At 39.6% G+C, this 20,475-nt stretch carries 21 protein-coding genes, 1 pseudogene and 3 riboswitches; of the genes and pseudogenes, 16 read left to right on the top strand and 6 right to left on the bottom strand.

The window, feature by feature from the left end; translation table 11 throughout:
* Genes pduL through ald form a run of 4 tightly spaced genes read left to right on the top strand, consistent with a single transcriptional unit; the run spans nucleotide 1 to nucleotide 3,087 of the window.
* Nucleotides 1-813 carry a phosphate propanoyltransferase gene (gene pduL, locus ACIQAA_RS14335; protein ID WP_402620561.1) on the top strand — a complete coding sequence of 271 codons (813 nt, stop codon included), beginning with the start codon at nucleotides 1-3 and terminating at the stop codon, nucleotides 811-813.
* A gap of 28 nt (nucleotides 814-841) precedes the next feature.
* A complete protein-coding gene (locus ACIQAA_RS14330) occupies nucleotides 842-1,621 on the top strand; it encodes a hypothetical protein (RefSeq protein WP_402620558.1) in 780 nt (259 codons plus the stop codon).
* A complete protein-coding gene (locus ACIQAA_RS14325) occupies nucleotides 1,621-1,899 on the top strand; it encodes a EutN/CcmL family microcompartment protein (RefSeq protein ID WP_402620555.1) in 279 nt (92 codons plus the stop codon). Before ACIQAA_RS14330 ends, ACIQAA_RS14325 begins: the two co-directional genes overlap by 1 nt.
* 54 nt (nucleotides 1,900-1,953) lie before the next feature.
* On the top strand, nucleotides 1,954-3,087 hold the full coding sequence (ald, locus tag ACIQAA_RS14320; protein WP_402620552.1) for an alanine dehydrogenase: 1,134 nt from the start codon (nucleotides 1,954-1,956) through the stop codon (nucleotides 3,085-3,087).
* Nucleotides 3,088-3,162: 75 nt separating this feature from the next.
* Here ald and ACIQAA_RS14315 read toward each other — a convergent pair whose 3' ends face one another.
* The 5 genes and pseudogenes from ACIQAA_RS14315 to ACIQAA_RS14295 form a co-directional block, all read right to left on the bottom strand.
* The gene (locus tag ACIQAA_RS14315) at nucleotides 3,163-4,380 is read right to left on the bottom strand and encodes an amidohydrolase family protein (protein WP_402620549.1); all 1,218 of its coding nucleotides are present in this window, start codon (nucleotides 4,378-4,380) and stop codon (nucleotides 3,163-3,165) included.
* 3 nt (nucleotides 4,381-4,383) lie between these two features.
* Entirely contained in the window at nucleotides 4,384-5,472 is a 1,089-nt protein-coding gene (locus ACIQAA_RS14310) for a hypothetical protein (RefSeq protein WP_402620546.1), read from the bottom strand.
* Between the two features lie 210 nt (nucleotides 5,473-5,682).
* On the bottom strand, nucleotides 5,683-5,964 hold the full coding sequence (locus ACIQAA_RS14305; RefSeq protein WP_402620544.1) for a hypothetical protein: 282 nt from the start codon (nucleotides 5,962-5,964) through the stop codon (nucleotides 5,683-5,685).
* 11 nt (nucleotides 5,965-5,975) lie between these two features.
* Complete coding sequence (locus ACIQAA_RS14300; protein ID WP_402620541.1) at nucleotides 5,976-6,308, bottom strand: SHOCT-like domain-containing protein; 333 nt, start codon at nucleotides 6,306-6,308, stop codon at nucleotides 5,976-5,978.
* 12 nt (nucleotides 6,309-6,320) lie between these two features.
* A pseudogene (locus ACIQAA_RS14295) lies at nucleotides 6,321-6,627 on the bottom strand (DUF2089 family protein).
* A gap of 235 nt (nucleotides 6,628-6,862) precedes the next feature.
* Here ACIQAA_RS14295 and ACIQAA_RS14290 point away from each other — a divergent pair.
* Both ACIQAA_RS14290 and ACIQAA_RS14285 read left to right on the top strand, forming a co-directional pair.
* Complete coding sequence (locus ACIQAA_RS14290; protein ID WP_402620538.1) at nucleotides 6,863-7,693, top strand: protein phosphatase 2C domain-containing protein; 831 nt, start codon at nucleotides 6,863-6,865, stop codon at nucleotides 7,691-7,693.
* Nucleotides 7,690-8,187 (top strand): peptidoglycan recognition protein family protein, encoded by a 498-nt coding sequence (locus ACIQAA_RS14285; protein WP_402620535.1) that lies wholly within the window; start codon nucleotides 7,690-7,692, stop codon nucleotides 8,185-8,187. Before ACIQAA_RS14290 ends, ACIQAA_RS14285 begins: the two co-directional genes overlap by 4 nt.
* Nucleotides 8,188-8,270: 83 nt before the next feature.
* Here the strand turns inward: ACIQAA_RS14285 and ACIQAA_RS14280 are convergent, their stop codons facing one another.
* Nucleotides 8,271-8,888: an NUDIX hydrolase gene (locus ACIQAA_RS14280; protein WP_402620532.1), complete on the bottom strand. Its 618-nt coding sequence runs from the start codon at nucleotides 8,886-8,888 to the stop codon at nucleotides 8,271-8,273.
* A gap of 276 nt (nucleotides 8,889-9,164) precedes the next feature.
* Here ACIQAA_RS14280 and ACIQAA_RS14275 point away from each other — a divergent pair, with 276 nt between their 5' ends.
* The 10 genes from ACIQAA_RS14275 to gcvPB all read left to right on the top strand — a co-directional run bounded on the left by ACIQAA_RS14275 (nucleotide 9,165) and on the right by gcvPB (nucleotide 20,399).
* Complete coding sequence (locus ACIQAA_RS14275) at nucleotides 9,165-9,833, top strand: nitroreductase family protein (RefSeq protein WP_402620530.1); 669 nt, start codon at nucleotides 9,165-9,167, stop codon at nucleotides 9,831-9,833.
* A gap of 226 nt (nucleotides 9,834-10,059) precedes the next feature.
* Nucleotides 10,060-11,010 carry an SGNH/GDSL hydrolase family protein gene (locus tag ACIQAA_RS14270; RefSeq protein ID WP_402620527.1) on the top strand — a complete coding sequence of 317 codons (951 nt, stop codon included), beginning with the start codon at nucleotides 10,060-10,062 and terminating at the stop codon, nucleotides 11,008-11,010.
* 116 nt (nucleotides 11,011-11,126) lie between these two features.
* A riboswitch (glycine riboswitch) is annotated at nucleotides 11,127-11,225 on the top strand.
* Nucleotides 11,226-11,227: 2 nt separating this feature from the next.
* Nucleotides 11,228-11,286: riboswitch (glycine riboswitch) on the top strand.
* Nucleotides 11,287-11,535: 249 nt separating this feature from the next.
* Nucleotides 11,536-12,924, top strand: a complete 1,389-nt coding sequence (locus tag ACIQAA_RS14265) for an amino acid permease (RefSeq protein WP_402620524.1) — start codon at nucleotides 11,536-11,538, stop codon at nucleotides 12,922-12,924.
* Between the two features lie 95 nt (nucleotides 12,925-13,019).
* A riboswitch (glycine riboswitch) is annotated at nucleotides 13,020-13,122 on the top strand.
* Between the two features lie 195 nt (nucleotides 13,123-13,317).
* The gene (glyA, locus tag ACIQAA_RS14260) at nucleotides 13,318-14,568 is read left to right on the top strand and encodes a serine hydroxymethyltransferase (protein ID WP_402620522.1); all 1,251 of its coding nucleotides are present in this window, start codon (nucleotides 13,318-13,320) and stop codon (nucleotides 14,566-14,568) included.
* Nucleotides 14,569-14,583: 15 nt separating this feature from the next.
* On the top strand, nucleotides 14,584-15,096 hold the full coding sequence (locus ACIQAA_RS14255; RefSeq protein WP_402620520.1) for a serine dehydratase beta chain: 513 nt from the start codon (nucleotides 14,584-14,586) through the stop codon (nucleotides 15,094-15,096).
* Nucleotides 15,096-15,977: an L-serine ammonia-lyase, iron-sulfur-dependent, subunit alpha gene (gene sdaAA, locus ACIQAA_RS14250; protein WP_402620517.1), complete on the top strand. Its 882-nt coding sequence runs from the start codon at nucleotides 15,096-15,098 to the stop codon at nucleotides 15,975-15,977. Before ACIQAA_RS14255 ends, sdaAA begins: the two co-directional genes overlap by 1 nt.
* A 15-nt stretch (nucleotides 15,978-15,992) precedes the next feature.
* Entirely contained in the window at nucleotides 15,993-17,105 is a 1,113-nt protein-coding gene (gcvT, locus tag ACIQAA_RS14245; protein WP_402620514.1) for a glycine cleavage system aminomethyltransferase GcvT, read from the top strand.
* Nucleotides 17,106-17,172: 67 nt separating this feature from the next.
* Complete coding sequence (gcvH, locus tag ACIQAA_RS14240; RefSeq protein ID WP_307302133.1) at nucleotides 17,173-17,568, top strand: glycine cleavage system protein GcvH; 396 nt, start codon at nucleotides 17,173-17,175, stop codon at nucleotides 17,566-17,568.
* Between the two features lies 1 nt (nucleotide 17,569).
* Nucleotides 17,570-18,922, top strand: coding sequence for an aminomethyl-transferring glycine dehydrogenase subunit GcvPA (gcvPA, locus tag ACIQAA_RS14235; protein WP_402620511.1), 1,353 nt, complete (start codon nucleotides 17,570-17,572; stop codon nucleotides 18,920-18,922).
* The gene (gene gcvPB, locus ACIQAA_RS14230) at nucleotides 18,915-20,399 is read left to right on the top strand and encodes an aminomethyl-transferring glycine dehydrogenase subunit GcvPB (RefSeq protein WP_402620509.1); all 1,485 of its coding nucleotides are present in this window, start codon (nucleotides 18,915-18,917) and stop codon (nucleotides 20,397-20,399) included. Before gcvPA ends, gcvPB begins: the two co-directional genes overlap by 8 nt.
* Nucleotides 20,400-20,475 lie beyond the last annotated feature (76 nt).

Below are 20,475 nucleotides of genomic sequence, written 5' to 3'. Positions count from 1 at the left end.
ATGGTGCTGATAACGGAATCCAAATTAAGATCGATGTTGATAAAAGGGATTCCTAATCCTTTCATTATTCGGGAGGATGATAAGCTTACACCTTCAGCGATTGACTTCCTACGGGATAGGCGTATTCAACTGAAGGACCAACGGTTTACAAAAAGCTCGCATCCTACAATAGAAAATAAGGGAAGTTTAATGATTCCTGTTGGTGTATCAAATAGGCATATACATTTGGCACAACAGGATGTGGAAGTACTTTTTGGCGAGTCTTATACCTTAACTCCCATGCGAGAATTATCGCAGCCAGGTCAATTTGCGGCTTCGGAGCAAGTTACATTAATAGGTCCAAAAGGGATTATCCAAAATGTAAGAATTCTTGGTCCTGCAAGAGGAGAAACTCAAGTAGAAATTTCAATTACGGATGGATATCAATTAGGTATTCATCCTCTAGTTCGATTGTCTGGTTCTTTAGAAGGCACACCTGGACTCACACTAATTGGACCAAAGGGCTGTGTTTCTCTTCAACAAGGAGTAATTGTGGCAAAGCGCCATGTTCATATGTCTCCTGAAGATGCAAAAGCATGGAATTTGGAGCAAGGAGATCGACTGATTCTAGAAACAGAAGGTGAACGTCCAATTATCTACACGGAGGTTATCGTCCGTGTGAACCCCAATTATGTATTGGATTTTCATATTGATCTTGATGAAGGAAATGCAGCTGGCTTAAAAACAGGGGACCAGGTGAAACTAATCGGAAAAAATGGTCAATTTTTTCGATACATAGGGGGTGAGGAGGATCGATATCCGTGCAATGGTTGAGTCGGTTGTACATGAGGTTATCCAATCGATGAAAACCGAAAGGGAAAAAGCATTGAATGGAAAAGTATTATTTATTTTTTGCGATAGTTCCGCCCATGAACCATTTGCAGATCAGTTTATCAAATTGAAAAATGCGAAAATTGGTTATGATCTTTTATTCTTAGATGGTGAAACATCATCATGGCTTGGAATGCAGCGGGTGGAGTCAAGCGGGTCCGAAAGAATTATTGCTGCTGATGAATATTCACCAGCGGCAATTGAGCTATCAAAAGATTATGATGGGATTATTATTCCGGAAATTGATTTAGATAATGCTGCACGTGTAACGGCAGGGATGAAGGGAACGATTAAAGCAGAGGTTATTTTTTCAGCTGTTATGCTGAAGAAATTTATTTTGGTAGGTGCTGACACTCCAGGAATTAAACGATCCGACCGCCGTTGCTTAAAAGAGCTCACATTACCTGCACCTTATCGGGAGCGTTTTGAATCCTATAAAAAGCAAATGAATGAGCTTGGAATTGATTTTAAACCACAAATGGAATTGGCCGATTCCATCATACAAAAGATTGGTAAAAAACTAGAAACAAAAAAAACAGAAATTACTTCCTCGAAGAATAATAGTATTACTCAAAATAACCAGTTGGTTTTTGAGAAAAAACTTCTCACAACTGACTGGATCCAAGCTCAGTCTCTTATCCCAAATGATATGATTGTTCTTCCTAAAGGCGTCATCATTTCTCCTTTAGCCAAAGATCTGTTGAAACAAAGAAAAATAATGGTTAAATGGATCGAAAGGGATGATGGTTGATGTTATTAGCGAAGGTGGTGGGGAGTGTTTGGGCCATTCAAAAAGAAAAAGGCATGGAAAATATAAAACTACTTATTGTCCAGCCAATCAACCTATTAAGGGAACCAATTGGAACACATATTGTCGCAATGGATAGGATTGGGGCAGGTGTTGGAGAGTTTGTACTGATTACACAAGGATCACCAGCCCAAAAGCTAGCTTCTGAAAAAAACTCTCCAATTGATGCGGCTATTGTTGGAATTATCGATTCTTTTGATGCAGAAGAGGTAAGTAAGTAGGAGTTTAAGGTATCAATAAAAACCATTGAATGGTTTAGGGGAGGATTGGATATCTTGATTATTGGTGTACCAAAGGAAATTAAAAATAATGAGAATCGAGTGGCGATCACACCAGCGGGGGTTGTTACATTTGTAAAAGCTGGTCATACAGTTTTAATTGAAAAAAATGCTGGAGCTGGCAGTGGTTTTACTGACAAGGATTATCAAAAAACAGGAGCGGAAATCGTGAATCAAGCCTCAGACGTTTGGGCTAGGGCCGAGATGGTCCTAAAAGTAAAGGAGCCCCTTCCAAGTGAGTATAACTACTTTCGTCATGGGTTGATTTTATTCACATACCTACACTTAGCAGCAGAACCATTTTTAACAAAAGCGCTAAAAGAAAAAGGAGTACTAGCGCTTGCGTACGAAACAGTTTCGGATCAACGAACTTTGCCTTTATTGACGCCAATGAGCGAGGTGGCTGGGAGAATGGCGGCACAGATTGGGGCACAATTCTTACAAAAATCGAATGGTGGAAAAGGGATTCTTCTAGCTGGCGTACCAGGTGTCAATCGAGGGAAAGTTACCATTATTGGTGGAGGTGTAGTTGGAACGAACACGGCAAAAATGGCTATAGGACTAGGAGCGGAGGTAACGATTATTGATCTTAGTGCCGATCGATTACGCCAATTAGATGATATCTTTGGTAACCAAATAAAAACACTTATGTCCAATCCATATAACATTGCAGAGGCAGTTAGGGAGGCTGACCTTTTGGTAGGCGCTGTATTAATTCCGGGTTCCAAAGCTCCTAAACTTGTAACGGAAGATATGGTTAAAACGATGAAGTCAGGATCAGTAATTGTTGACGTGGCAATTGATCAAGGTGGGGTCGTCGAGACGATTGACCATATTACTACACATGATTCACCAACCTATGAAAAGTACGGTGTTATTCATTACGCTGTTGCTAATATGCCAGGTGCAGTCCCTAGGACATCTACAATCGCACTAACCAATGTTACGATTCCGTTCGCCTTGCAAATAGCCAATAAAGGCGTTTATAAGGCAATTATGGATAATCCATCATTAAAGCTTGGAGTAAACACAGCTAAAGGTGAAATTACTTATGAAGCAGTAGCTAAAGATCTCGGATATAAATATGTACCAGTTGAAAGTGTCTTAGAAAAAGAATTTGCAAACGTTTAAATTTAATTAGAAATAAAATGAGACAAAGTGCCAGGCGCCATCCAGTTTTTTGGGTTGGTGCCTGGCACTTTGTTTTTAATTCCTCTCCATTACTTTAACTCCTTTATAGTAAACCTTCCTTATCTTATCAATCTCGGTAATTTCTAATCCAGGTACACCCTCAGCTACTAAAAAGTTGGCTTCTAAACCAACTTCTAGTCGACCGAACACATCGTCTTTTCCTAATAGCTTAGCAGGATTGTCTGTTAATAGTGATAGAATCTTATTTTCATCATAATGATGCTTCTTTAATAGCCGCATCGCTGGCTGTGCAATCATCATTAAGACATCAGGCCCTTTTAATGCTTGGTCTTGAAATGGCAGCCATGATGTTCCAAGATAGGGTGGGAGATAGGAGTCCGTTGCAATGGATACAGGTATGTCTTTTTCTACAAAATTTAGAATTTCTTCTGGAGAGTTCGGCTGTAAATGTGTACCGCCCATTGGAGTTGCAACGATATTAATTCCTTGTTTTGCTGCTTTCTGAATTTGTTCATCTGTAATTCCATGTGCATGGTGCAGAACATCGATTCCTGACTCTAAGGCAAGTTTAATTCCTTCTTCGCCTGCAACATGAGCGCCCATTCGTTTTCCTAATCGATGATAGATGTTTACGATCTTTTGTAACTCCTCGAGCGTGTAAATGATTTCACCAGCACGTGGTACTTCCTTTTCGGTAAAATTTGCTGGTGTGGCGTTGATAAAAATATTTTCTCCTGGATAGTCACTTTCAAGAGCAATCATTTGCACGAGAACTGGGTCGGATAAATCGCATTGTGTAACTCCCCGTGATTGTGTGATAGAGGTAAAATGCGCCAAATTTTCGAAACCTATCGAAATACTCGTTGTGGCAAACGTTATATCAAGCGGAAGATCGTGAACAGCTTTTTGATAATCTTCTTTAGAAAAATCGCATAGCGGATGACCGCAGATCTGCTCTCCAAGTGCCGTAATACCCGATGATAATGCATGTAAGAGAAGGGCTTTACCTGCTAAAAAATGAGTTTCTGGCGTTACGGGATAGAGTGAGGTGGGTGCAAATTCTAGTAAATGAGTATGACAATCGACCAAGGAGGGGGTAATTACAAAACTCGAACAATCAATCACATCACTATCAGGATAATCCTCCTTCAACTGCTCCCAACTGCCAATCGCAGCAACTTTTCCATTTTCAATGACCATTGCACCATCCTTCAGTGTCCCCAGCTGACTAACTGTTACGAGTTTCTTACCACGAATCATGTATTTCATCATTCGTCACACCAAAAATGGAGTTAAAAAATAACCCAAGATACATGCAGTAATAATTCGAAGAACGGTGCCAATAATGGCCGCTTCTAATGTTTCTTTTTCATTTAGGGCAGATGTTTCGGCCCAGGTGACAGGCACCTGTCCAAAGATAACGGATAATGGCAAACCAGAATTGGCTAAGACGAATGAGCCAACAATTAGGCGTGGATCAATGGTATTTGCGAGCTCCGCAAGCTGAGCAACGGCAAGTGTCGGAGCGGCGAGAATGGACACGATTCCAGTTGCAGGTTCAATACTTAGGAATGTAAGAACAGAAGATAAGCTAGATTCTATGAGGCTCCAAACACCTATGAATTTTAAGGCTCCGATAAAGAAAAAGACGGCCGCAACGGCTGGAATAATGATTAAAAACAACAGTTCAACGCCTTCTTTAGCAGATGAGAAAATGGTTTGCAAAAACTTTGTAGTAGGTGTAAAACGTGGTAATTCCTCAAGCTCCACTTTTTTGGTATCCCGGTAAATGGTTCTAGATAAGAGAAACGGTACGACGATGATTGGGGCAAAAATCGATAAGATTACGAGTGGAAAGGCTTTAATGCTAAATGCGGATAGTGCGATAAGTCCTAATACAAACGTTGCAAAGGATTGTGGAGATTGAATCATGGTCGCGACAGCAATTTTTTGCTCGGCTTTAGTGGCATTTGCTTTCACAAGAATCGGACCTGAGATTTTTCCAGCAGCGTTAATATCTCCAAGGATATTATAGACACTTGGAATAATCACGGAAGGATTGATCTTGAACCACTTCATAATAGGAACAAATAGGCGAATTAAGCCATCCGTAAATCCTAATCGCTCCAAAAGGCGACCGACAATAACGCTTACAATAATGGCAATCCCAACTTCACTTGTTAGAAAAATATCGACAACAATCGGTTTTACTTCTTTGATAATCGTATCAAACAGGTTTGAAAGTGAATTAGGAGCGAATAAAAGCAAAATCAATGACCCAAAGACTAACAATATACCAATCACTTCAAAAGTCTGCCATTTGGACCTTGAGGAATTTGAAACAGATGCTTGTTCCTTCTCCATAAAACGACCTCCTGCCATTTTTATTTATGGTATGTATGGGCGGGAAATGGGTGTTTGTCATTTGGAATAATAATTTGTAAGAAGGAATGGAACAAGATTACATATGGAATATTAATTCCTGCCTTTATCAGAAATAAGAAAACGCGAATCCCTTGGTATCAAGTGATTCGCGTTTTACTTTGAGGGAAATCTTACAGCAATCATTAAAATTTACAATCTTACCTTAACCTCAGTACCATCCTTAGCTTTGACATCTACCAGCACCAAACCTTTATGGTTTTTCAGTTCCTTGATGATTGGCTTTAGCATTTCTTTATCTATCTGTGGAATTGTAAGGTCAAGTTTTTTTCTTTCAAAATGTTCTTTCGTCCATTTGTTTGCGTATTGATGTAAAAGCTTTGAAGACAAAATTGAACTACAAACGGTTAGAATGGCATATGGAATTGGGATGGTAAACCGAACGTCTTTTGCTTTAACTTTTATATGCAGCATTAGCAATTACACTATTCAATGATGACAGAAACGGTATCACCGATCAGATTTATGTCAAGATCCTTTACATATTTTTCTGACTGAGGAATACTTGCAGCGATGCTATGTCCAGCCATTAATACTACCTTGATAAGTTTTATGGGCAAATTCACGGTAACGTTATCATTTTCAGCTGATACAACACGAATTTTTAATGTTTTATCGACATATTTAGTCGGTTTTTCTACTAGCTTACTTCCTGCTTCTTCTTTCTCTTTTAATACTTGAATCAGTTCTGATCCTTTATCTGCATCAATTTTCCCTTCTTGCACCATGGTTAATACTCTTGCAATTTCTTCTTTCATGGTCAAATCCTCCTATTCCTCTTTTAAAAGCTTAATGGCTTCTTCTGGTGTGATTTCGCCATTTTCCAACATAGTGACAACCTTTTTCTCGTCTACTTCATTTTTCTTTTTTTGCACATATCCAAGGGATGATGTCAGTTAGCTTACTTCGGACCGTTGGATACGAAATTCCCAGTTCTTTTTCAACTTCTTTGATATTTCCTCTGCATGTTAAAAATACTTCCACAAAATGTAGCTGATCTTTTGATAAGGACGCTAACTTGGTTAATTCAAACTCATTTTCAATCGTAGTGTGACAATGAGAGCACTGCAGCTTCATAATCTTCAATGTATTGCTGCAGACAGGACAATTTGTTGATTTGATTATATCGATAAATTCAAATAGTAAATAATAAAAATTAATTTTTTTAAAAAAAATATTTAAATTATTAATTTGTAAATTGATTTTATTAAGTTGGTGATTAATTATGTTTCAAATGTCTATTAAGTCATATAATATGTAAATTTAGTTTATTGATTTTTTTGTTAATCGAAAGAAAGAAGGTGAACGACCAATGATAATTGAGTCTTTATTCAAAGCTTCCCCTCATAAAAGGGTCAGTGAAGATTCAATCGTATTAAATGGAAAGATAAATGTATATGGGGTTTTTGATGGCGCAACTCCATTAGTGCCATTCAAAGATGAAAAAGGAATGAACGGTGCATATGTAGCTTCAAATTTATTTAAGGATTATTTCTTACAACTCTACAGAAGTCACCTTACATTAGTGGAAGGGGTAGTGGCTGCTAATAAAATGTTGAGAGAGCGCATGCAAAAATACAAGGTGAATCAGGAAAAATATGAAGAACTTTGGTCCACATGTGCTGCAATGATAAAGGTTGAAGAAGAAGGAAAGATCTCTTATGTTCAGCTTGGAGATTGTATGATCATTGCTGAATATCAAAACGGAACCATAAAAGCCTTAACAAGGGATACCGTAAAAGATATAAGTTATCGAGCGAAGGCATGGCGTGAGGAACTAAGAAAGCAAGGAGTTAAACTTCCAGATGAGAAGTATTTTCAGGATCGTACTCACCAGCTGATCTTTAATCGTTCATTAGCTAATAAGGAATATGGGTACACTGTAGCCAATGGAAAAGAAGAAGTAGTAAATTTTATTCAGCATGGTCAAGTCACTACCAGTGAAATCAAAAGATTATTATTAATAACAGATGGCCTTTTTTATCCAAAATGTTCAATGGAAGAAACATTTAAAAGGATACAAACAATCGGTTTAGAAGTATATTCTATCGAATTAGAAAGATATGAGAAAAAAAATAATCTTCGTTCAGATGATAAGTCAGGGATCATGATTAGCTTATGTGATGAGGAGAGGTCTACATGAAAGGAGAACCAGGATGGATTAAAGATAGTAATTTATCGTTTAAGGAACCGCTTGTAGCACTAAAAGATGTCATGTACATCATTGTGCACCATACCGAAGAAATAGGTTGGGATGTTAATAAGACCCACAGGTTTCATCAGGATGATCGTGGATGGAGTGGAATAGGGTACAATTTTTTTATTGAGGAAAGCGGTGAAATCATGAAAGGTAGAGGATATCATGTCGGAGCACACGCCTATTCATATAACCAAATATCAATTGGTATATGTTTAGCAGGGAATTTTGATATTCATACTCCCTCAATAGAGCAGCTAAAATCATTGAGTAAACTCTGCCTTTTCCTTTTAGATCAATATCATATATCAACTCCTCAAATTATTGGACATCGTGAAGTAAATGGCATGGCAAAAAGTTGTCCAGGTAAAAATTTTAATATGGACCAATTCAGAGAATCTATTAAACTTAATAAAAGCTGTGAAGATACGAGGCATTAATAATAGAAATGAAAAACCAAGATGTAATTTAAGTTCATCTTGGTTTTTAACATTTAAAGATATAAGAAAGCTGGCAACTTAATTTAATCAAAATAAACCGCTCGATCGGGATTTGTTAAGTATTTAAATGCAATCTCAATTTGTGATTTCGTATTCCTAGCTATTGACAGGGGAGGCAGTTCGTTTTCCGCAAAGAACTTCACTTCACTGGTCTCGATTCCTTTAGCTGGCTGCCCGCCAATTATTTCACATTGTATAAATATTTTATAAACATGATAAGCAGACGGAGGGTGTGGATGGCACTTTTTATCGGTTACCGCTATTACTCTGATCGGTTTTACAGTAAATCCTGCTTCTTCTTTTACTTCCTTAACAGCGACCTCACTTGGGGTATGTCCAATATCAGCCCAGCCTCCGGGTAATGCCCAATTTCCATCAGTATTTTCACGGACCATTAGTATTTTATCATCCTGAAAGACCACTGCCCTAATATCAACTTTAGGAGTTGCGTAACCAGTTTCACCAGCAAATAAATCTTTGATTACAGGCCTGTCCATTTCTGTATAATGCGCTAAAATCTCAACGCTGATATTTCTAATTAATTCAAATCTCTCCAAGTCATAAACATCTTTTGAATACGTTAATCCCGCCTGCGCAATGGATTGAAGCTGTTTCGCCCAATCCAGCCATTTCGGTTCCAATATCAACACCACCAGCTTGTCTAATAATATTTAATAGTACCATATATATGAATCAAGCAAAAATTTGCTATACCTCCTGTACTACACATCATCTTTATTAAGTTACCAATGCATTAGTTTTGACAATTGTATTCAATGTGAGTAAGGTAACTTAGTAGGATACAAAGTATCTTTTTCACACATAGGGTTAAAGACCCTTCCTAATATAAGAAATTTATAAAAATGTTCATAGTAGAGTTGAACGAAACAATCATGTTATTACTAGGAGGAATTATAATGTCAAACTCTCAAACTATAGAAAAAATTGAACAGCAAATGTTCTTAGATGTTATTCGTGAACGTCGATCTGTCCGTGCATACGATCCAGCCGTGCAGATTTCACGTGAAGAAATGACTGAAATACTTGAGCTGGCAGCGTTGGCACCTTCGTCTTCGAACCTGCAGCCATGGCGTTTTCTAGTCATCGATAAACCGGAATTAAAGGAAAAGCTTTTGCCCATCGCATTTAACCAGCAACAAGTAGTCGAAGCTTCTGCCGTGATTGCGGTACTTGGCGATGTGGAAAGCTACAAGAAAGCAGAAAAAATTTATGGACAAGCTGTTGAAGCAGGCTATATGCCAGCTGATACGGCTAACTCATTCATCGAACGAACCGTCGGCATGTATTCAAACTTACCGCCTGAAGTGGCTCGCCAAATTGTATTTACCGATGGCGGCCTCATCTCGATGCAGCTCATGCTTGTCGCGCGTTCCAAAGGGTACGACACTGTACCAATGGGCGGATATGATAAAGCGAAGTTCGTTGAAGCGTTCGGAATTTCCGAGCAGTATGTGCCGGTCATGCTAATTGCTATTGGTAAAGCAGCGAAACCAGGACATCCTACTACACGTCTTCCGATTGAGGATGTTACGTTCTTTAACGAAATGCCTTCAGTTAATGAGTAATACACTACGAAAGACGTTTCTAAAAACAACTTTAAAAACGTAATCGAACCCCGTTCTTTCTTAGAACGGGGTTATGTATGTTTAACAATCCATTTTATAGGGTATCTGGAAGGAATAAACTACCTTAGATTTCTTTCGGAATGTTGCCATGCATGATAAAATGAATAACTATATATTATGAAGTTGTTAGATTATAATTTTACAATAGTAATAGGTGTGATGGATTTTGAAGAGAAAAAAAACGCTGATGAGTATTATGATTGGTATCTTAGTATTTAGTGGTTGTCTATATTTACTTCTGCCAGATCGTAATCAAACAAAGGTGGAAAGTGTCAAGGCGGTTGCTTCTGCTCATAAAGAACAAACAACAGTAGATAAGGCAGTTGAAGATACTAAAGCTGAAGAACAGGTACAAACTGAACAAGCAGACGAGAGTGATAAGCCAATTACGGAAAATATTAAGGATAAGGTCAGGGAAGTTGTCGAAGTTGCACTAAACTTTCTTAAGAGAGATCAGAAGATTGTGGCAATCGGTGACTCTCTAACCGAAGGTATTGGAGATGAATCAGAGAACGGCGGTTATGTGGGAATTCTTAATCACACGTTTGAAGACAAAAACCTAAATATCACCGTAGAAAACTATGGTAAAAAAGGAAACCGGACAGACCAACTACTGAAAAGGCTGGAGAAAGAAGACGTAGCTTCCTCCATTAAAGAGGCTGATATTGTTCTAATCACAATTGGCGCGAATGACATTATGAATGTATTAAAATCCAATTTTATGAATGTTACGATGGAACCCTTCCAAGAGGAAAGGGTGAAATATATAGAGCGATTAAAGGCCATTTTTAATAAAATTAATGATCTAAATCCAGATACCCAAATTTACTTAATAGGTTTTTATAATCCATTTGAACGCCATTTTGGTGAAATAAAAGAACTTGGCATGATCATTGACCATTGGAATGACGCAGGAGTATCTCTTGCAGAAGAATATGATAATGTAAGGTATATTCCAACAAAAGACTTATTCAGTAATACTAACATGGACTTATTGGCGGAGGATGAATTTCACCCAAACACAAGCGGCTATAAACAAATGGCCCAGCGAGTTTTAGAATACTTGAAAAAATCCAATGAAAAAACCGAGATTAACACAGTCGAAGTCGCGTCATAATCCCCAAAAAAAAGCTAGGTTTGCTTCTGTTAATTTATAATAGTGTTTAAATTCTGAAAATTAATTTGACATCTTGATTTTGATAAACTAGTATATATTTATATTCATACTAGCGGATGATTATTGTGGGAGAGACTAAACGCATTGTTTAGCACCGAAGGAGCAAGTCCCAAAATTGGGCTCAATCTCTCAGGTAAAAGGACCACAATAGGACGCGTCTCTGGAGAGCGCCATGTGCCACCAAAGGAGTTAAACTCTCAGGTAAAAGGACAGAGAAAAATAGGGATACGCCTATTTTTCTCTGTCCTTTTTTTGTGGAGAAAAATAGAGAAAAACAGAAAAAGGAGGGTGTTAAACGCAAAACGAATAGTTGGGGAGTCCATATTTTTCGGTTTCCAATAAGGTTGATCAGGTAAAGTATTTACTTTAAAAAATGTAAGCGCTTATTTCTGCCGATTTGACTAAGTAAATTAAACTTTTATAGGGATATTACCTATCCTGGAAAAGAAGAAAGAGGGGATTCATTTGCAGGAACAAAAATTGTCGCGGGGTTTAAAAAACAGGCACGTTCAACTTATCGCTATTGGCGGGGCTATTGGAACAGGATTATTTCTAGGAGCAGGAAAATCGATTCATTTAACAGGTCCATCGATTTTATTTGCGTACTTGATTACAGGTACCATTTGCTTTTTAATCATGCGTGCACTCGGAGAACTGCTTCTATCCAACTTGAAATATCATTCTTTTGTTGATTTTGTTAGAGACTATTTAGGTAATATGGCAGCATTTATTACGGGATGGACCTACTGGTTTTGCTGGATTTCCATCGCAATGGCCGATTTAACAGCCGTTGGTCTCTATACACAGTTTTGGTTTCCGGACGTACCACAGTGGATGCCAGGATTAATTGCACTTGTCGTTCTGCTCTTTATGAACTTAGCAACCGTAAAGCTATTTGGCGAAATGGAATTCTGGTTCGCCTTAATCAAAGTCATTGCGATTCTTGCACTAATTGTGGTTGGGATATTCATGATCGTTAAAGGCTTTTCCACAAATTCAGGCACATCTAGTTTCACGAATTTATGGAGCCACGGCGGCATGTTCCCGAATGGCATTAATGGTTTTATTTTGTCATTCCAAATGGTAGTGTTTGCGTTTGTTGGGATTGAACTTGTTGGCCTTACAGCAGGTGAAACAGAAGACCCAGAGAAAGTAATCCCAAAAGCAATAAATAATATCCCTATACGAGTTTTGATTTTCTACATTGGTGCCCTCATAGTCATCATGAGTATTTATCCGTGGAATGCGATTGATCCAGCGAAAAGCCCATTTGTCCAAGTCTTTGTGGCAGTTGGCATAGCAGCAGCGGCTGGTATTGTCAATTTTGTTGTCCTAACCTCAGCAGCATCGGCTTGTAACAGCGCCATCTTCAGTACAAGCAGGATGGTATACGCGCTTGCCAAAGACAAAAATGCACCTGTACCATTAGCGAAACTGGATTCCCGTAAAGTACCTTCCAATGCATTGTTCTTCTCCACTATAGTCATTCTAATTGCCGTTATATTGAACTATGTGATGCCAGAAGGAGTTTTTACGCTGATTACAAGTATTTCTACTGTATGTTTCCTCTTTATTTGGGGAATTACGGTCATCAGTCATTTAAAATACAGAAAAACCAGACCAGATTTAGCGAAAGTGAACAAATTTAAATTACCGCTCTATCCATTTTCCAATTACTTAATCCTTGCTTTCTTAGCGTTTGTGCTAGTTGTACTTGGGCTTGCGGAAGACACTCGTATCGCCTTATTTGTAACACCTGTTTGGTTCATCATGCTGATAGCGATTTATAAGATGATGATCAAGAAGACAGATGATGTGGAGCAGGAGAATCAACAAGAAGTAGTAGGAAATTAGGCGGATTTTTTAAAATAAAAATGTTTCCGCTTACAAAAAGCTTGACTTGTATAAGTGTTACTATTATTCTGAAAATAATAAAAATGAATAAGCGGAAGATGGTTGTGGGAGAGTGCAAATTTACACGCCACCGAAGGAGCAAGTTCCAAAAAGACCCTTGGAACAAATCTCTCAGGTAGATGGAACCACAATTGGACGCAGCTCTGGAGAGCGCATATACGTTATATGCCACCAAAGGGGAAGGTTCTTAATCGGACTTAAACTCTCAGGTAAAAGGACAGAGAAGGGTAGAAGAAAGCCTAGTGCTACCCTTTTCTGTCCTTTTTTGCGTGCAAAAAAAAGGTTCTAATCACAGAAGAGGTAGCCAATACAACAATCAAGGGGGAAACGGGAATGAGTTTACAACAAAATGATTCCACTATCTTTGAAGCAATTCAGAAAGAGCAGCAGCGTCAGCATCAAACGTTGGAACTGATTGCCTCTGAAAATTTCGTAAGTCAAGATGTTTTAGAAGCAATGGGAAGTGTGTTGACGAATAAATATGCGGAGGGCTATCCAGGGAAGCGTTACTATGGTGGATGTGAATTTGTCGATGTGGCAGAACAAGTTGCCATTAACCGCCTAACTCAGTTGTTTGGTGCTAAATATGCCAATGTTCAGCCTCACTCAGGTGCGCAGGCAAACTTCGCTGTATTTTTCGCTCTCCTTCAACCTGGTGATAAAGTGATGGGGATGAACCTCTCACATGGCGGACACTTAACGCACGGAAGTCCTGTTAGTGTTTCAGGAAAATGGTTTGAGGTAGTGTCCTATGGTGTCAGAGAAGATACTCAATTGATTGATTACGATGAACTGGAAACGATCGCGAAAAAAGAAAAACCTAAATTGATTATTGCCGGAACAAGCGCTTACCCTAGAACGATTGATTTTGCACGGTTTAGACAAATTGCAGATCAAGTTGGCGCAAAATTAATGGTGGATATGGCGCATATTGCAGGACTAGTTGCAGCGGGTCTTCATCCATCACCGGTTCCTTATGCGGATGTTGTAACGAGTACTACGCATAAGACGCTCCGAGGACCGCGCGGCGGCATTATTTTAACAAATGATGAAGAAATGATAAAAGCCATTAATAAATCGGTGTTCCCAGGAATTCAAGGCGGACCGCTGATGCATATTATTGCGGCTAAGGCCGTTGCATTCAATGAAGCATTGCAGCTAAGCTTTAAGGACTATGCGAAACAAATCATTGTAAATGCAGCAACATTAGGAGAAACATTAAAAAAGCAAGGCGCAGCGCTTGTTTCTGGTGGAACCGATAATCATATTGTCCTATTAGATTTACGTCCGTGGAATTTAACTGGAAAAGAAGCAGAAAAGTTATTAGAAGAAGCCGGCATTACGGTTAATAAAAATACGATTCCATATGATCCAGAAAAGCCATTTGTAACGAGTGGTATCCGCATGGGAACTGCGGCTTTAACGACGCGTGGTATGAAGCAGGATGAAATGGTGAAAATCGGGGAAGTCATCGCAGCTGTTCTGAAGAGCAAAGGCGACAAAGTCGTTCTTGAGAAAGCAAAAGAAACAACCAAAGCCATTTGTAGTGCCTATCCGTTATTTCAACAGGCAATCACAGTATAAGAAGGGAGCATGAGGATGGAATTTCAGAGTTGTTTTGACATTATTGGCCCTATTATGGTCGGACCGTCGAGTTCACATACAGCCGGTGTCGTATCGATTGGGAAATTTATTTATGAACTTGTAGGAGATTATCCGCAAGAGGTCAATATTGTATTTTATGATTCCTTTGCTGAAACCTACCAAGGACATGGAACAGATAAAGCACTTCTTGGCGGATTGCTTGGGATGGACACCGACGATACAAGGATAAAACATTCATTGGAGTGGGCAAAAGAGGCTGGGATGCAGTACCATTTCGAATTTGAAGATAGCTGTGAGTACTATGATCACCCGAATACAACTTTGGTAACAGTGAAACACGATGATCGTCTTATAAAGGTTGGTGGTGCGTCACTTGGTGGCGGCTTATCCAAAATCTTTATGATTAACGAGATGATGGTAGATATTCGTTTAAGTGCAGGCGATGACTTTACGGTCCTTGCCCGTTCTTACCAACCAAGAGGGAAAGTACTGATGGAGGCAATATGATGAAGATACAGTCCATGAAAGAGCTGATTGAGGTTTGTGAAAGAGAACAAAAAACCATTGGTGAAATCATGCTAATGATGGAAACAGAAAAATCAGGAAGAGACAAAGAGACCATTATTAGCATGATGGAAGAGCGCTTGCTCAAAATGAAAGAAGCCGTTGATAGCGGTATAAAAGATGCCTCAGCCGCACCAAGTGGAATTTCTGGCGGGGATGCCGTGAAAATGTATGATTACGTACAGCAAGGGAAATCTCTGTCAGGAAATTATGTCAGCAATGCAATGAGCTTTTCATTGGCAACGTCTGAAAACAATGCACGGATGGGGGTTATTGTAGCCACTCCAACTGCTGGGGCTGCCGGCATATTGCCTGGTGTATTGTTTTCGCTTCATAAAAATGATGGCACTCCCTATAAAGATTTAGTCATGGGCTTGTTCACAGCAAGTATGCTCGGGTTTATCATTGCAAACCGTTCATTCATTTCGGGGGCAGCGGGAGGCTGTCAAGCAGAGGTTGGATCTGCAACAGCGATGGCCGCTGGAACCATTGTAGAGTTAAAAGGGGGCACACCGCAGCAGGCTGTCAATGCGACTGCCATTGCCATGAAGTCACTCTTAGGATTAGTTTGTGATCCAGTTGCGGGTCTTGTTGAAGTGCCTTGCATTAAACGTAATGTAATTGGAACCTCTATCGCATTTTCAGCGGCTGATATGTCGCTGGCAGGGATTGAAAGCCGCATACCGTGTGATGAAGTGATTGAAGCGATGTATCGAATCGGAAAAGATATGCCTCGGACACTTCGGGAAACAGCGCTTGGAGGTCTAGCAACGACAGAAACAGGTAAACAGGTGAAGGAACGACTATTTTGTAAGAAATCTTAAGGAGGAGGTATCTCAATGGGGATCACAACAACATTAAAGCAAACACCACTTTTTGAAGTTTATGGAAGGTTTGGTGCCAAGGTGATAGATTTTGGAGGCTGGGCACTGCCAGTACAGTTTTCCAGCATTTTAGAAGAGCATGAGGTGGTTCGTACAAAAGCAGGACTTTTTGATGTTTCTCATATGGGTGAAGTGCTTGTAGAAGGGAAAGATGCAGAGAGCTACATCAACTACCTTGTCACTAATGATGTAACAAAGCTTAGCATCAATCAAGCACAGTATACCGCAATGTGCTATCCAGACGGCGGAACGGTCGATGACTTACTCGTTTATAAATTAGATCATGAAAAATATTTACTCGTCATTAATGCCGCAAACATTGACAAAGATTACGAATGGATGAAGCAGCATGTAAAAGGAGATATGATACTAACAAATATTTCGAATGAAATTGCTCAGATTGCCATCCAAGGTCCCAAGGCTGAAGGTGTTTTACAAAAGTTAACAGAAACTGATATATCCAAAATTGGCCCATTTAAATTTGTGCAACATGTCAACCTGGACGGGATTACTGATGTGCTCGTATCTCGTACTGGTTATACAGGGGAAGATGGTTTTGAGCTTTATTTATCCGCTTCTCAAGCGGAAGCACTTTGGGTAAAGCTTTTAGAAACAGGAAGTGATGATGGCTTAATGCCATGCGGCCTTGGTGCGCGTGACACCCTTCGTCTAGAAGCACGTCTTGCACTCTATGGTCAAGAGTTATTAAGTGATATAAGTCCCCTTGAAGCAGGAATCGGCTTTGCCGTAAAAACAAACAAAGAAAGTGATTTTATCGGTAAATCTGCATTATCAGTACAAAAAGAAGCCGGATTAAAACGAAAATTAGTAGGGATTGAAGTCACCGGCCGGGGAATCCCGCGTCATGGGTATAAAGTAGTTTCAGAAGATGGAGAGGTTATTGGTGTAGTGACATCAGGAACCCAATCACCATCTTTAAAGAAAAGTATTGGTCTTGCACTCATTACGGCTGAACATACTGAAGTAGGAACACCATTGAAAGTGGAAATTCGTAATAAGTTGATTGAAGCGGTTGTGGTTAAAACACCTTTTTATAAAAAGAGTTAATAGAGTTGTAACTTACTAGCAGATAGGCATTACGTTCGTAAATAAAAATTGGAAGGAAGAGAAAAAAATGACGAAAGCGACAGCAACTTTACTTTATAGCAAAGAACATGAGTGGGTATTACAATTAGACGGAAATCGAGTACGAATTGGAATTTCTGATTTTGCACAAAAGCAATTAGGAGATATCGTCTTCGTTGAAACCCCAGAAGTGGATGATGAAGTAACAGCGAATGAATCAATGGGAACCATCGAATCAGTAAAAGCAGTATCTGATCTATACTCTCCTGTATCAGGCACGGTTGTTTTGGTAAACGAAGAGTTAGGAGACGCTCCTGAGACGATTAACGAGCACCCATTTGAAGCAGGCTGGTTAATAGAAGTGGAAATGTCAAATCCAGAAGAATTGGATTCACTTTTAAATGAAGAGGCGTACCAAGCATTTATTAATGAAGGAGAGGAATAAAATGACTTCCACTTATCGATACCTCCCTGATACGAAACAAGATCAAGAGGAAATGCTTTCGTTTTTAAATATTACTTCAATAGACGAGTTATTTGAAGATATTCCAGCAGATCTGCAACTGAAATCGGAGCTGAATATCCCAAAGGCTGTCCCTGAATCACTTCTTTCAAAAAAAATGAATCAGCTTGCTTCTAAAAATAAAAATGCGAATCATTACCCGACTTTTCTTGGTGCGGGAACCTATGATCACTACATACCAAGTGTGGTCAACCACATGATATCACGTTCCGAATTTTACACAGCCTATACACCCTACCAGCCGGAAATCAGCCAAGGTGAATTACAGGCGATATTTGAATTTCAGACCATGGTTTGTGAGCTGACAGGAATGGATGTCGCCAATTCTTCGATGTACGACGGCTTTACTTCGCTGGCAGAAGCTGCATCACTTGCAGTCGCATCAACAAGACGTTCCAAAGTTCTTGTGTCGAAGGGGGTTCATCCTGAATCACGTGCGATCCTAAATACGGTAGCAGATGGCCAAGGGTATATCGTTGAGGAAGTCAATCTTACGGATGATGAAACAAGCTTAGTACAGCTGCAAGGACAAATTGATAAAAACACTGCTGCTGTGATTGTTCAATACCCAAACTTTTTCGGTTCCATTGAGGATCTAGCAGAAATTAAGAATATCGCTGATACAAAAGGCGCGCTTTTCATTGTAAGCGCCAATCCGTTGGCACTCGCACTCTTACAGGCTCCCGGTAAACTTGGAGCAGATATTGTGATCGGGGATATGCAGCCATTAGGAATTCCGATGTCCTTCGGCGGTCCGCACTGCGGTTATTTTTCAGTAAGCAAGAAATTTATGCGAAAAATCCCTGGACGTATTGTCGGGCAAACGACAGATGATAAAGGACAGCGTGGATTTGTATTAACTCTGCAAGCACGTGAGCAGCATATTCGCCGTGATAAGGCATCATCCAATATTTGTTCAAACCAAGCTTTAAATGCACTTGCTTCTGCGGTTTGTATGAGTGCACTTGGAAAGCAAGGAATTCGTCAGATGGCGCAGCTAAACGTTGAAAAAGCCGATTACATGGCAAAATTGCTAGATAAAAAAGGCTTTACCATTATGAATAAAGCTCCATTCTTTAATGAATTTGTTGTCAAGCTTCCTCGTCCAGTAAAGGAAGTCAATTCAAAACTCCTTGAGGCAGGTATCATCGGCGGGTTTGATTTAGGAAATGATTACGGCTTAGAAGATCAAATGCTGATAGCAGTAACAGAACAGCGGACAAAAGAAGAGATTGACCAATTTATCGAGGTATTGGAGGCAGCTGTAAATGGTTGAATATAATGATCTAATTTTTGAAATCAGTCGTGAGGGACGTGTTGGTTTAAGCCTTCCAGAGAGTGATGTTGATCATGTTGATTTAAATGATAAACTTCCGAAACATTTGATTCGTGACCTGCCAGCAGAACTCCCAGAAGTATCAGAGTTACAGCTTGTTCGGCATTACACGGCGCTTTCGAATAAAAACCATGGGATTGATAATGGTTTCTATCCACTTGGCTCATGTACGATGAAGTATAATCCGAAAATAAACGAGGACGTAGCACGTTTGGAAGGGTTTAGCCGCATTCATCCCTATCAGCCTGCTGAAACGGTACAAGGCGCATTAGAGGTTTTATATGAATTACAGGAAGAATTAGCGGTCATCACAGGAATGGATGCCGTAACGTTACAGCCTTCAGCAGGTGCTCAAGGAGAATGGACCGGGTTAATGATGGTCAAAGCCTATCACAAGCAAAAAGGTGAGGTAAGAACGAAAGTCCTTGTTCCAGACTCCGCACACGGAACAAACCCTGCAAGTGCAGCGGTTGCCGGCTTTGAAACAATCACGATTCCATCCAACGAGCATGGGTTAGTCGATTTAGAAGAATTAAAGAAACATGTTGATGATAATACAGCCGCATTGATGCTGACAAACCCAAATACTCTCGGTCTATTTGAAAAAGAAATAGTAGAAATTGCTAAGGTTGTTCATGAAGCAGGCGGCTTACTCTACTATGATGGAGCCAATGCGAACGCCATCTTAGGGAAAACAACCCCTGGGCAAATGGGATTTGACATCGTGCATTTAAATCTTCATAAAACCTTTACAACACCTCATGGCGGGGGCGGCCCAGGTGCAGGACCTGTCGGTGTGAAGGAGAAATTAATTCCGTTTTTACCAGTACCTCGTGTTGAAAAAGTAAACGAAGTATATGTGCTGAACACTAACCAGCCGCTTTCTATTGGCCGTGTGAAAGGATATTATGGAAACTTTGGTATTCTTTTGCGAGCGTATACCTATATTCGCACAATGGGAGGAGAGGGGTTACGTCAAGTATCAGAAAGTGCCGTACTTCATGCGAATTATCTGCGCAAAAAACTAGAACCGTATTTTGATGCACCCTATTCGCAAATTTGTAAACATGAATTTGTTTTATCTGGATCAAGACAGAAAAAGCTTGGTGTCAGAACACTGGACATGGCCAAACGTCTGCTGGATTTTGGCTACCATCCACCTACCATCTACTTCCCGCTAAATGTAGAGGAATGTTTGATGATTGAACCAACAGAAACAGAGACAAAAGAAACATTGGATGCTTTTGCGGATGTTATGATCCAAATTGCCAAAGAAGTAGAAGAAAATCCAGGTGTCGTATTAGACGCACCACATACGACAGTAATTGGCCGGTTAGATGAAGTACAGGCTGCTAGACAACCGATCTTGCGCTATACAAAAGAAAAAGCAGTAACTAAAGAATCAGTGTTGTCTTAAATAAGTGGGTAAACATGAGCCACTTGGAATGACTATTTCATTCTTGGTGGTTCAAAATAACCCAAAAACTTCATGA

The sequence above is a fragment of the Neobacillus sp. NPDC093182 genome (genome assembly GCF_044754045.1).
This window is presented reverse-complemented; position numbering and strand designations above follow the sequence as displayed.